This window comes from Paenibacillus sp. FSL R10-2778 (assembly GCF_038593035.1).
Lineage (GTDB): Bacteria > Bacillota > Bacilli > Paenibacillales > Paenibacillaceae > Paenibacillus_AQ > Paenibacillus_AQ odorifer.
Window position 1 is genome coordinate 4,545,154 of sequence record NZ_CP151956.1, and the last position, 13,392, is coordinate 4,558,545.

A 13,392-nucleotide genomic window follows, 5' to 3' on the forward strand; every position below is an offset into this window, starting at 1 on the left:
TTTAATTTCCTAATATTATTTTATACTTAATTGTTTCATAACGAGCGTAATAAACGACTGCATATAACTTTCTTGAAGTTCCTTCTTTCTGTAGCCCATCCATATCGAATGCTTGGAGACTACATTTTCTACTGCTATTTTAGCTAATGTTCCCTGATCAAGATAAGGTTTCGCCAACAAAGCGGATACATAACTAATTCCATAACCGGCAATGACAGCTTGAATAACTTCATTCACTCCATTAAATTGAAGCCCAATCGTTGGCTGCTGTACACTTCTTTCTTCACACAACCGGACAAGCCGCTCTCTGGCTGCACTGCCCTCTTCCCTCATAATAAATGCTTCAGACATTACTTCTTCAAAGCTAGCCTGCTGATTGGCAATAGGGTGATGGGAAGAAACCACGAATACATACTCGTCCCTATATAACTCCCGATGTTCGAACACTCCTGTATTATGCGAAGGAAACTCCATATCACTGTAAATCGCCACGTCTGCTTCAAAATTATTTAATTTTTCCATGACACCATGAGAATTAGTAGTAGTGATCTGAATGTTAACTTCCGGAAAAGATTGTTTGAATAATGACGCCCACCGGGGAATGAGGATGCTTGTCGCCAAATAATTACCTGCAATCCGCAGATTCCCCTCAGGAAATTTGTGATAGTCTTCAATGATTTGCTGGACTTGATCACCCATGGCAAAAAACTTCTCAAGAGGTTCGATTAACCTTTTTCCTAAAGGGGTGAGCACCATCCTCTTTCCTTTAATTTCAAATAATAAAATATGATTCTCCCGTTCAAACTTACGGATTTGAGCTGATATAGCGGGTTGACTGATATGCAAACGTTCAGAGGCTTTGGTCACACTACCTGTGATCGCAACGTAATAAAACAATTTTAATACATGATAGTTCATCGTCAACTCTTCCTCACTTTATAAAATAATATCTGTATTCGCCGCTTATCCTCAGCTATTTTACTATAACTATACATTATGGATGTTAACTATTATATATTGTTTATTTATATTTATTTATCTTATACTTACAACTATTCATAAGGGAGGTCACGTTAATGACAAAGACAGTATTCTACTTAACCCGCCACGGGCAAACAGAATGGAATTTACAAAAACGAATGCAAGGGCATCAAAATTCTGCGCTTACAGCCTTGGGCGAACAGCAGGCGGAATGGTTAAGAGATCGTTTGGAAGTAGAAAACTTAGGCGCAATTTATTCTAGTACTAGTCCAAGAGCATTGCATACTGCGCAGATTTTACGGGGAAAGCGGAGTTTACCTATTCATCAGCAAGTTTCTTTAATGGAAATTAACATGGGGAGCTGGGAAGGAATGAATACGGATCAGATACAACTAGAATCTCCTTTACAATATTCCCATTTTTTCACCAGACCCGATCTATATATTCCTCTAACCTCAGGTGAAACTTACAAGCAGCTTGAACAAAGAGTAGTGCCGACAATAGAGCGCATCATAAACGATAACGCAGGGCTAGAAGTGCTCATCGTCACGCATCGGATGACTTTAAAAGTCATTATGGCTTATTTTCTCAATAAATCATTGCAGGAAATTGGGGAGTTACCGGATATTCTCTCTACAGCATTATGTAAAGTAACCCTAACTGATAACAATACAACCATTGATCTGTATGGAGATACTTCACATTATCAATGACTATGGGTCAAAAAATAAAAAGGTAACTCCGATTAACGGGGCTACCTTTATAGGGTTCAACATTAAATATCCACACTTTTGATTATAAAACTGCGGACCTTCATCCATTTGCCTGAAATGAATTCATCAATCGTTTTCGTCTTTGGTCTAACGCAAAAGCGGTGTTTTGCCCCTTTATCAAAGCCCACAGCTTCAAAAATTAAGCTATCCCCTATTTGCTCCTTGAAGAACACCTGCTTTAATCCCAACCTATTTAACATTTCAAGCTTTACGCTCTCAATATATGTGCGCGAATACTCCTTAGACATATGTGTTCCTCCTAGTAGTGGTAGTAATATTATAAGTCAATATGAAGAAAATCAACAATAGTTCATATATTCATCCACAAAAAACAACCAGGCAGCGATTCTCCGTTGGAGGTTCACTGCCTGGTGTTTTGGGTCTGCGGTGGTTTGCTTGAGTAGGTTACGAGCTAAGCTTAATCATTCGTAGCTTTCGGATACCCACTCCGTTGTAACGCACTATCTTGTTGAAATTTGTAAGATAACTGCATTTTATACACTTATTCCATATCCACAAGGGCTAATTCTAACTTTAAGTGTATTCTATACAATTAAAAACTTAAGAAATAGCCTGTAGAGTATTAAATCAAGAAAATAGATGTACTAAATACAGCTATTTTCATTGGCCGAGCATTTTGAGCATTTTAGTTGTACAAAATACAGTTAAAACCATCTACTGTACACTTCAATACTCCATTACTTGTTACTTCACAGCTTCCGTCGGCTCTCATATGGTAATTAGATGGGGTGTAGTCCATTATGAGTTTGCCCATTCATACTGATTCCATTTTCCTGAACCTATCCGGATAATTCTATCTATTTAGTCCTTCAACTTCTACATCTACCTAATCGAAATCATCACTAACTTATTTAACTTCAGTTGCCCCAGTTACTTTACCTTCAATCCCTGCAGTTGCTTTCACATCTTCGTTTGCGAAGTAAAGATTGCCATCAATAGTCGAGGTTTCATGCAGATTAAATCCGTTCGCTTCTACATAAACATCACCTTTAATGGTTCCGCCTTGAACCCGTAAATTTTCACTTTGTACAGTTAACTTAGGTACAGTGAGTGTGTAATTGGCAGTAACTTTGTGATCAGCATCTTGGGCATAAAGAGCAATCTTACGGTAGATATCGCCGTCTGCGGCCCCTTTATCATGGAATTCGCCTTCAACAACAACATCTTGGGCAATCGTCACATCATTTAGAATGGCAATAATCCAGTTTCCATCTTTACTTACAGCCTTGGTAAACGCATCTGCTTGATTTACGATTGAAGCTGTAGTAACTGCATCCGTTTGCTCTGTAGTTGGAGCCGTAGTAGCCGCCGAATTAGTCGCATTATTATTATTCGCACCACAACCAGACAAGACTGCAACCGAGACGCCTGCTACTAACATCATTTTAAATAACTTCATTTGAAATCCCCCTTGTTTTTGATTATAAATTAATTATATATTAAAATTTTTAATAAACAGGTGAAAATTTTCACAATATTGTGTCGTTATCTGAAGCGGTTTCACAAAGATCACTCCTTTCCATCCGGAATCGTATCCATAAGTAACACCTCATCTCGCTGCCCGTTTTAGGTTCATGGATCTTAATACTTATTTACCCAAATTTTAAGAAAGGTCACAAAGGTGCTTAATTCCATACAAAAAGGACACTCCCAATAACTGCGGAAGTATCCTCATAATCTTTATTACTATAAATCTTTAGATTAGATATTCTCTTGAAAAAGATATGGAACCATCATACTCTACACTTACTTTTTTAATGTTAGGTTTATGCAAAACTCCAGCATAAAAATAATACAGCGGAAGGATGACCATTGGGTTAATAAGCATTTTTTCAGCTTTTGCATAAAGCTTGTTTCGTATAATTTAGCTTAAGACGATTATCAAGCAGATCTTCCCAGAGTTGAATCTCAAGGGCTACATTCTTCCATTTCTAGCTACTTAACAGGGTCATCTGACTGCTCACTCCCCCCCATTGACGCTTTAGAATCAGAATGTTAATCTTTAGAAAATATCACAAGGATAAGGGAGCTATTTACTGGTGAAAAAGACAACCATGAAGGACATCGCACTTCGTGCCAATGTCTCCGTCGCAACAGTGAGCTATGTTCTGAATCGTGTCGGCAACCAAACCATTCCTGAGAAAACGCGCCAGCAGATTCTTCAGCTTGCCGAGGAACTGCATTACATACCGAATCTGGCAGCACGTTCACTTGCGAATCAGAAAACAAGATTGGTCGGTGTGCTTGTTAACACATCAGTCCATACCCCACACTGGAAGCTCCATGCCCAGTTCTCATTTATACATGCCTTGGAACAACGGTTAACAAATGCTGGTTACCATACGCTGCTATATTCACTTGATGTTGACCAGCCTTCTTTGGATATTATCGTAGAAAGAAAACTGGAGGCTGTATTTCTGATCGATGTGCGTGAGGAAGCCTTTTATTCGATCTCTACACATTTTGTAGAAGGAATTCCTTTGATTCTGATCGACAGCATGATTGAAGATAAACTCTTTAAGCAAGTCCTTTTCAACTATCGAGCAGCTCTGCAAAAGGTAAAACCACAGAACCTTTCAAAGGTATGTTTAATTATGGAGAGCTTCAATAATTCTTTCCTCACCCGCTTTATTCAGGACAGTCTTCCATTACCTGAAGAAGCGATATTCACCGTTGTCAATTTGGAGGAATTAAATACATTCTTACAGGAGGGGGGCTATAAAGAGGCTATTGTCATTAATGAGTTTATTGGAAGTTACGTTGGAAAAAACGGGAGGTTCGAACAACTCTCTGTTCTTTGCACCTGCAATTGTCCGGAAATATTAGGCGATGACGTTCATAAATTCATTTTCACAGGGGATAAAGCGGCTACTGCATTTGAACTCATGGACAAATTATTGCATCATTCTGACTACTCCGCACAAGAAAATAATTGTTATTTTGTAGAATAATTTTTTTGGCTATTCACTTAAGCGTTTAAGTTGAAAGGAGCATAACTTATGCCTGGTCCTGTATTAGTGAAACAAGTTCCCTCTGCTGTTCAAGCTCATCCCTCTCTTTGGGGAAATCGGAGATTCCTGCTGCTACTCAGTTCGTACTCCATTTCCTTGTTCGGTAACACTTTTCATAGTATTGCTTTAAGTTTATGGGTACTGCAAACGACCGGCAGCGCCAAAATGATTGCCATCATCACGATAATCAATTTATTGCTTAGTTCTTTGCTCGGATCGATAGGGGGAACTTTTGCGGATAGGGTCAATCGTCGAACCCTCATGCTGATCACAGATCTGATAAGTTGCGGACTCGTAGTGACGCTAGCTTTAGCCATTTCCCTGCCCTCTACTTCGTTCATTATCGTCGCCATACTGACGGGTCTTACGACCATTTCAGCTTTATTCCAGTCCCCGGCATACCAAGCTTCTATCACTACTGTTGTTGGTAAAGAACATCTACAAAAAGCGGTAGGACTGTTGAACTTGTCTGAAAACATCTGCCGGACTATTGGTTATTCCGCCGGTGGGATTTTCGTAGCGAGTTTTGGAGCAGCCGACGCTATTTTATTTGATGGAGCTACATTCTTCCTCTCCTTTCTGCTCGTGTTAGCGGTCCGTTCCCTTCCTTTGCCAACTCAATTAAATAACGTGCCCAAGAAAGAACGGAAATTCACACAGGATTTGATCGATGGAATTCGCTATATTTGGAGGTACCCTTTTGCACGCGCCGTTATGATTATGCTTCCTACCTTAACCTTATTTTTTGTCCCCTCCCTGATGTTGACCCAGGTTATGGCTGTCAACGTGTGGGATTCCACTCCCTTTCAGTTTGGACTTATTGAAGCCTGTATTCCACTTGGTTATATGATCGGATCCGGTCTGATCTTACTGCTCGGCTCCAAATTGAAGAATAGAGGATTTCTTATTATGACTGGACTGCTATGTCTCGGTCCCCTGTACCTCCTGTTATCATTCGTCACTTCCGCTGCGATTGCCATTCCTATCATTCTTGTAATTGGCTTCATGTTCTCATTCTGCACGTTGCTGATTAATACAATCCTTAGGCTGGAAGTTTCAGAAGACCTCCAAGGTAGGGTGTTCGGTGTATTAGGTTCTATCATGAGTGTAGCCCCATCCATTGGTCTTACTGCTGTCTCATCCTTGTCTGATCTCTTCAGCCCTGGTCCTGTCATGGGTTCAATCGGAGTCTTACTGCTGCTGTTTGCCTTATCAACTATCACTAAATTAAAGGTAATTCGAAACTACAAGTAATTTCAGAACGTATCCTGTGTTCTTTATCGCCCTCTTTTTCTAATAACGCGTCTAAGATGAAGCTCAAACAGTAATAAAACAACCAGAAAAATCAATAACAGGAGACCCGCTATTCCAGTTAAAAACGGAAATAGGAGTGGGAAGAAAATACTAGGATAGGCCTTAGTAACATCTGAATAATAGCCCATACCCATAAGGGAGGTACCGGAGAACTCGATTAGCTTGACGCCTAAATGATTGTTGCTTCTTTGCGCATAGCTGAGAACCTCTTCGTCTACTTCTCCGTCTTGTGCAATCGTGATGATTTTCCATTTTCTTGTTTCCATGGGTTGACTATCGTCGGTCAGTCTTTGGACTATATTTATTTGATTCTCACCAGTCTTTCGGTCCTTTACTGTGAGAATATCTATCCACGAAAAATACCTGCTGCCTCTGTCCCGATTGGATAGCCATATTTCATCAGGGGTGGAGATTTTTTGATCATTTAATAAGAACTGAACTTTGACAATATCACCAGGCGGGACCTTCTCCTCTTCATCCCATGGGGTCAAATCTGCTTTCCTGCCTGTTTTTTCTTCCCTGATTTTAATATTCTTATCATCAACCGTTATCTCTTGTACGTTTATTGGGTTATTTTCTTTTTCAGCATGCTTTATCTCATAACGCTGATTAATTTGATCAGAGATTATGTACTCACGTATATAGTTGAACAATGGGTTAAAAGAAATCGCCAACAAAAATAGCGAGACGCCAGATATAACTATAAACTTCTTCATAAGTCCTCCTTTTTAACGTACAGTCAGTTTAAACTTTTGGCGTGAACCCCCTTCCGGTCCATCGGAGCACACTCATCCATTTATATCTTCCATCATAGCGTTAACAACATTCATAAATAAGTTCTCCTTTAATAGATTAGGCACTACCTTCCTCTAAATCTCCCAACCATAATAAACATTGTGGAATAAAATCTGCGTAGTTCTGTAATGCATTAATCGTACGGATTACCTCACAAGTACCCAGCTCCCGTTCTGCGTCATCCGAGCTCTCCAGTCCTAGCGAACGTCTGATATTGTAAGCTAACCATTCTAATTTTCCCAAAAAGCCATAGTTGAGCACAACCTGCCAATCCGCATAAATCTCTCCGCCATGCTCCAGATAGCTGTTAATCAAATTTGAGAATGCCTTTTTGCTTAAATCTCCCGATTCAGAACCTGACCAATATAAAGCTACATCTATCAGCTCTAACGTCGGATGAATAGGTCCTGCTGCTTCCCAATCGATTATTATTGGAACTTTCCGCTCATCCCACAAGACATTTTTGGGGTCTAAATCCCGATGGCTGATAACATAATGATTCGTCAATAGACTCGCTGATGAATGAATCAATGACTCCCAATTCTCTATCTTATGCAGGTGATCTGCCAGCAAGCTTGACCATTCTGCACTCTGCTGCTCTCCTTTGAGAGCAAGCTCTTTCCAATTGGCAACTGCAGTATTAGACGCTTTAAGCGTTTCAAAGTGATGATCATCCGTTCCCTGTGAGAAATCGATGATGTGGAGCTGCGCAAGAATTGCCCCAATCTTTTTACAACAATCTAAATCTATTTCATCTAAAGGTAATGCCTTCCCCTGAACCCATGGAAACAATAAATAAAATTGCCCTTCAACCTCGTGCATACTACTGCCATTAGATACAATTGCCGGAACAGCATGGATTCCCTTTTGATAAGCCAGATTCGCAACCATTTCAGAAAAAATATAATTGGACATTGCTGTATCTCGTTGCATAATTTGAGGATTTAAGGCCTTTACTGCGTATTGCGCTTTATCCGTTTGCAGGCGATACATTCTGTGCAAGAGTCCGCCTGTTATCGGTTCAGGTTCATTCATCAACAGACCCAGATTATATTTGGCACAAAGTGTAGCGAATTTTAAATTATAGCTTATATTTTCCATGTTATGTATTCCTTTCTGTGTGAGTAAAGTCGTACTCATTTAAAATGGTTCAAGTAAATTTAAAACATATTTTTATCTTTATGAAATATTATGTACTGTTCACTATGACATCCTGTGTAACCCTCGTGAACCAAAAATGAAAAGGAGGCTTCGTTAATGAGTAAGCGGTTACATCAATCAGGGTATCTTGTAATCATTTGGTTTTTAGTCTTTACCTTAGGGACGGCAGCTTTTGGCTCTCTTTCCTCTGTGTCGGCAGCATCTGCCCGGCAAGCGGAAAAGCTAAATCGGGGACTAGTAGCAGTGAAGGTATCCAGTGGTGTATTTGTGAGCTGGCGGCTACTCGGAACAGAAGAACTGTCGGTTTCTTTTAATTTATACCGCAATGGCACAAAAGTAAACGTTACCCCAATCACGGACAGCACGAATTATCAGGATAACGCCGGCACAACTTCTTCTAGCTATACAGTTCGAGCAATCGTTGGCGGTATTGAGCAATCTGATTCCCCAGCAGCAAATGTATGGGCCAACAATTATTTGGACGTTCCAATTCAAATTCCGGCTGGCGGCACTACGCCAGATGGCGTAAGTTATACCTATAGTGCCAATGATGCCAGCGTGGGCGACTTAGACGGTGACGGGGAATATGAAATCGTGTTGAAGTGGGATCCTTCCAATTCCAAAGACAACTCGCAAAGTGGATATACAGGCAATGTCTATCTGGATGCCTATAAGCTGAATGGAACTCGGCTATGGCGAATTGATCTGGGTAAAAATATTCGGGCTGGCGCACATTATACTCAATTTCTAGTCTATGATTTCAATGGTGATGGTAAAGCCGAAGTAGTCTGCAAAACAGCAGACGGTACAGTTGACGGAGTTGGCGTAACCCTTGGAAACACAAGTGCAGATTATCGCAACTCCAGTGGATATATCCTGACCGGGCCTGAATATCTGAGTGTATTTTCCGGACAAACGGGCAAAACCTTAACCACGATTGATTATGTTCCTGCCAGAGGAACCGTATCCAGTTGGGGTGACAATTACGGCAATCGAGTAGACCGCTTTTTAGCAGGTGTAGCCTATCTGGATGGAGTACATCCAAGCATCATTATGGCACGTGGTTATTATACACGCACAGTCGTTGTAGCTTTTGACTGGAATGGCAGTGCTTTGACCCGTAAATGGACCTTTGATAGCAATAGCTCCACCAATGCTGGAACCGCCGGTCAAGGTAATCATAGTTTAAGTGTTGCCGATGTGGATAACGATGGTAAGGATGAGATCATTTATGGTGCCTTAACTATTGATAATAACGGTGCGACCTTATACAATACAGGGCTGGGTCATGGAGACGCGCTGCATGTAGGCGATTTAAATCCGAACCGCCCCGGTCTCGAAGTTTTTAAAGTCATGGAAAACACTAGTTCTCCCTATGGTGCTGCGGTATGGGATGCTGCAAACGGGACGGTCTTATGGGGTGTATACACGGGAAAAGATACCGGCCGGGGGATGGCTGCCGATATTGATCCCAATTATCCCGGGGAAGAGGTATGGGCTCACGGCGTTGGCCTATACTCCATTACAGGCACCAAAATAAGCAGCTCAATGCCTTCTGTGAATTTTGGAATCTGGTGGGATGGCGACTTGTCCCGCGAACTGCTGGATGGTGTCAAGATTGATAAATGGAACCCTGCAAGCAACTCCGTTACCAATTTATTAACCGGAGCGAGCGTAGCATCCAACAATAGTACCAAAGCAACGCCAAGCCTACAGGCCGACCTGCTTGGAGACTGGCGCGAAGAGGCTATCTGGAGAAAGTCCGATAACTCGGCTCTACGAATCTATACAACTACGAACATCACCACTAATAAAATATATACCTTAATGCATGATCCAGTATATCGGTTAAGCATTGCCTGGCAGAATACAGCTTACAATCAACCTCCGCACACAGGATTTTTCCTAGGCAACGGTATGGCCACTGTGTCTAAACCCAATATCTACGTAGTGCCGTAAGCTTTCTAAAGAATCAGTAAGTGAACAAAAAAGCAATTGCTGTTATCCGGATGTGCCGGGGCAACTGCTTTTTTGTTCGGTTTATACCAGCATCAGCAATGATCGAGGTGCGTTAATAGTTTTTTTAATTGTTTAATGCCTTCGCATTGAGTGGTTATTATTGCATATAGGATAGGTTTTAGTGCTGGGCAGATATTAAACTGCAAAACGTTGTTTGACATTCGTACAGCGCTAGATCCCCAATCAGAACCCCAGCTTTAATAGCCAAGCCGCAAGCTTCTCCTCCCGCCTTTTCAATTCCCCATCTACGCGATTATATTTTCCAAGCCGTTGCTCAGCTGCAATGCTGCCATCTAGCATATACAAAACACGCTCAGCTTGAGCAGCGACTTTAGCATCATGTGTGGCGATTATAAGCGTTGTTCCTGATTGATTAATATCTGCTAATATGTCCATGATTTCACTAGCTGCTTTTGAGTTAAGCGCCCCGGTTGGCTCATCGCCAAATAATATATCTGGCTGATTAATGAGTGCTCTGCAGATTGCTGCTCTTTGTAATTGTCCTCCTGACACCTGTGTAATATCACGTTCAGCCAGCGCAGATATTCCTGTTTTGTTCATTAACTCAGCTGCTCTTTTATTGATAGTTCTACGGCTGCTGGTTCTCGCCCGATAAGCAGACAGGATGATATTGTCGCGGATATTCAAGTTTTTTAACAGATGCATTTGCTGAAAAATAAAGCCCATATGCTTTAAGCGCAGACCGGCTAATTCGTTCTCTGAAACTCCGCTGATCTCCTGCCCTTTAAAAATAACACTTCCCTCTGTCAACTTATCCATCCCGCTGATCGTATACAGCAATGTTGATTTTCCTGAACCAGAAGGTCCCATGACAGCTATGAATTCCCCCTGAGACACCTGAAGCTGAACATCCTTTAATATCGACTGCGGAGTTCCTTGCCCTGTTGAATAACTTTTTTTTAACCCTTTCGTCTCTAATATGAACATTCTGCCACCTCCTATCATTCGGCAATTAGTTTGGCTATACTGGATTTTCTGATTGAGATCGTGCTTGTTACGGTGGTGAGCGCTACAATCAGCATGAAAAGTAGAGGAAGAATAAGATAGGCTACCGCCGGATTGACTACAAACTGTATCTTAGAAGCCCCCATGAAAGAGCCTAGCATTTGAGCAATTTTTTGCCCGAGAGTGTTAGCCGCAAAAGTACCAAGAATGACGCCCAGCCCTGATATTATCAGCATCCTTACCAGGTATTGCCTACGAATATCTCCTAACGTAAAGCCAACACTTCTCAAAATAGCGGTTTGCGAAGAATCCTTGGCAAGCAGCATTTTCAGAAATAAAGAGGTAATCAATATCGAAATCGAAAATGCGATAACGATGGATAAGCCTGTAACCAGCTTCAATTGGCGAATTGTATTTCCTAATGTCTGAGCTAAATAGCTTTGCAGATGAGTGATTTTTGCTGGATAAAATAATTTGGTGTACTGATCCATTTTTGCCTGGACGGAAATTCCCGGATTCACATCCAAAGCTACTACATACCAGAGAACCGTCTTCGAATCATATGGCAATTGCGCTTTTGCGGTTCGGCCACCATTAGTTATATCCTGATAGATCCCGCTAACGGTCAATTTTCTTGCCACCCCAGCAACCTCTAAATGAACGATATCCCCCACCTTTTTATTCAGTTCCTTGGCGTTCAGGTCAGAAAGAGCGATCTCATTTGCACTTCTAGGAGTTCCTCCATGAACATACGAGAGCGGAAAAATAGTAAAGTCACCGGTTTCAACATTTAGCGATTCCCATACACCATCACTACCTAATACCTTAAATCTAGAAGTAATCAGTGGAGAAAATTTAGAGATGTCCGGGTCATTTCCAAGCTTGGTTATCATCTCATTAAAACGCTTCTCTATTTGGTTCGATTGCTGCAAATCAATGCGAATATCGCTCTGACCGACGCCCATATAAGAAACAAACCGGGGAGACTGAAGGGTATTCAATATATTCACTGGCACTAGAACGATAAACAAACTGATCACAAATACGAAGAACAATAATCCGTACATGGTGAAGCGCCCGTAAACATCTTTTACCCCGAGAAAAGCATTCACGTTAACAAATTTACGCTTGCTAAGTGAAAATCTGCTTGTGTTCATCCTTGCTTCACCCCTCGTACCTGACCGTAAAGCTTCTACAACCGTGATGCGATTAAAGCGTCTAAGAATCATCCGGCAAAAGAATACAACAACTCCAAAGATCAAACCTACCGCCAGGACAGGAACAAAATATTGAAGGATACTGGCAGGAGCAACGCCCAAATACAAAGTAATATTGGCTGTAAACAAACGCACCACACCTAAAGACAGTAAATATCCACATACAGAGGCGACGGCTGCCATCACGATATATTTTGCTAAATAAATGCTGCGAATATCTTGCTGCGTGATCCCAATCGCTTTCATGACACCTATCTCTCTGTAATCCTCTTCCAAGGTAGCGATCATCGTAAATCTGAGACATAAAATAGCAATCAGCATCAGCAGAACACTTACCAAAATAATAACAACTGCGATAATCCCGTCCGTCAGTGCATTCAGCGTTTTAAATAAAGGATAGTCAATGGAGGGGCCTTTATTGGGCAGATTTGAGGATTGATACTCATTGCGGAAATCATTGAGCTTAGATAGATCTGTAAGCTGAAATTCAATCAGGTATTCAGGTTCGCCGAGCTGTTGTTTAAGCGCTGTAAAGTCAGCAGCATTTACGACAAAACGTTTGGAGCTGACCATGGCTGGATTCATTTGGACATCCCTTACAAAATCAGTAATCACAAACTTTTTATCGAACTGTTCACCTAGAACGCTAACTACGTCGCCGATTTTCAGATTCTTTTGCTTCATATAATAAATGGGGACAGCGATTTCTCCTGCCGATACCTCAATCACCTTGTTCTCTAAATTCAGCAGCAAATCAAACGAAGGGTTCTGCTCTACAAAGCCGATATCCATCACGCTGTTTGCTTCCGAGCCTTGGTTACTGCCTAGATAAACGTTAGATCCATCCAAGTTAAGCATCTCTACGGTTTGTTGATCTTTCACCAGTGGATTAGCGGCTGTAAAGCTCTCGATTGCTGAACTGTCGATTTGTCCTGCGTGCATCTGCACGAAATGAGGGGCTTTAGATTTAATCAATAGCTGATTCAAGGACCCCGACAATTCAATAATCACTTGCGACGCTGAAGCAACAAGCAAAGCCGATAACATGATAAACACAAATAATCCGAAGGTAATGATTTTATTGCGTTGAAGGTCTCTTTTTACAATTCGTAGCAGCATTGACGGGCCTTCTCC

General features: G+C 41.3%; 11 protein-coding genes. 4 read left to right on the forward strand and 7 right to left on the reverse strand.

The features are described 5' to 3' along the window. Positions 1-15: 15 nt before the first annotated feature. Positions 16-918 (reverse strand): LysR family transcriptional regulator, encoded by a 903-nt coding sequence (locus tag NST40_RS20565; protein ID WP_312148331.1) that lies wholly within the window; start codon positions 916-918, stop codon positions 16-18. Positions 919-1,076: 158 nt separating this feature from the next. Between NST40_RS20565 and NST40_RS20570 the strand changes: the two genes are divergently transcribed. Beyond that, entirely contained in the window at positions 1,077-1,694 is a 618-nt protein-coding gene (locus NST40_RS20570) for a histidine phosphatase family protein (RefSeq protein WP_076276100.1), read from the forward strand. Positions 1,695-1,756: 62 nt separating this feature from the next. On the opposite strand, the gene NST40_RS20575 is transcribed toward NST40_RS20570, so the two are convergent. Together NST40_RS20575 and NST40_RS20580 are read right to left on the reverse strand one after the other, a co-directional pair. Further along, positions 1,757-2,002 carry a hypothetical protein gene (locus tag NST40_RS20575; protein ID WP_036688955.1) on the reverse strand — a complete coding sequence of 82 codons (246 nt, stop codon included), beginning with the start codon at positions 2,000-2,002 and terminating at the stop codon, positions 1,757-1,759. Between the two features lie 620 nt (positions 2,003-2,622). Next, the gene (locus NST40_RS20580; RefSeq protein ID WP_076183054.1) at positions 2,623-3,174 is read right to left on the reverse strand and encodes a polymer-forming cytoskeletal protein; all 552 of its coding nucleotides are present in this window, start codon (positions 3,172-3,174) and stop codon (positions 2,623-2,625) included. 640 nt (positions 3,175-3,814) lie between these two features. Here NST40_RS20580 and NST40_RS20585 point away from each other — a divergent pair. Further along, the gene (locus NST40_RS20585) at positions 3,815-4,726 is read left to right on the forward strand and encodes a LacI family DNA-binding transcriptional regulator (RefSeq protein ID WP_342409961.1); all 912 of its coding nucleotides are present in this window, start codon (positions 3,815-3,817) and stop codon (positions 4,724-4,726) included. A gap of 48 nt (positions 4,727-4,774) precedes the next feature. After that, the gene (locus tag NST40_RS20590) at positions 4,775-6,040 is read left to right on the forward strand and encodes an MFS transporter (RefSeq protein ID WP_076190596.1); all 1,266 of its coding nucleotides are present in this window, start codon (positions 4,775-4,777) and stop codon (positions 6,038-6,040) included. 23 nt (positions 6,041-6,063) lie between these two features. Here the strand turns inward: NST40_RS20590 and NST40_RS20595 are convergent, their stop codons facing one another. Together NST40_RS20595 and NST40_RS20600 are read right to left on the reverse strand one after the other, a co-directional pair. After that, on the reverse strand, positions 6,064-6,816 hold the full coding sequence (locus NST40_RS20595) for a hypothetical protein (protein WP_342409962.1): 753 nt from the start codon (positions 6,814-6,816) through the stop codon (positions 6,064-6,066). 136 nt (positions 6,817-6,952) lie between these two features. Further along, positions 6,953-7,996, reverse strand: a complete 1,044-nt coding sequence (locus NST40_RS20600; RefSeq protein WP_342409963.1) for a phosphotransferase — start codon at positions 7,994-7,996, stop codon at positions 6,953-6,955. 156 nt (positions 7,997-8,152) lie between these two features. Here NST40_RS20600 and NST40_RS20605 point away from each other — a divergent pair, with 156 nt between their 5' ends. Continuing rightward, on the forward strand, positions 8,153-10,015 hold the full coding sequence (locus tag NST40_RS20605; RefSeq protein ID WP_342409964.1) for a rhamnogalacturonan lyase: 1,863 nt from the start codon (positions 8,153-8,155) through the stop codon (positions 10,013-10,015). 243 nt (positions 10,016-10,258) lie between these two features. Here NST40_RS20605 and NST40_RS20610 read toward each other — a convergent pair whose 3' ends face one another. Further along, on the reverse strand, positions 10,259-11,023 hold the full coding sequence (locus NST40_RS20610) for an ABC transporter ATP-binding protein (protein ID WP_076129868.1): 765 nt from the start codon (positions 11,021-11,023) through the stop codon (positions 10,259-10,261). 14 nt (positions 11,024-11,037) lie between these two features. After that, complete coding sequence (locus NST40_RS20615) at positions 11,038-13,377, reverse strand: ABC transporter permease (protein WP_342409965.1); 2,340 nt, start codon at positions 13,375-13,377, stop codon at positions 11,038-11,040. Positions 13,378-13,392 lie beyond the last annotated feature (15 nt).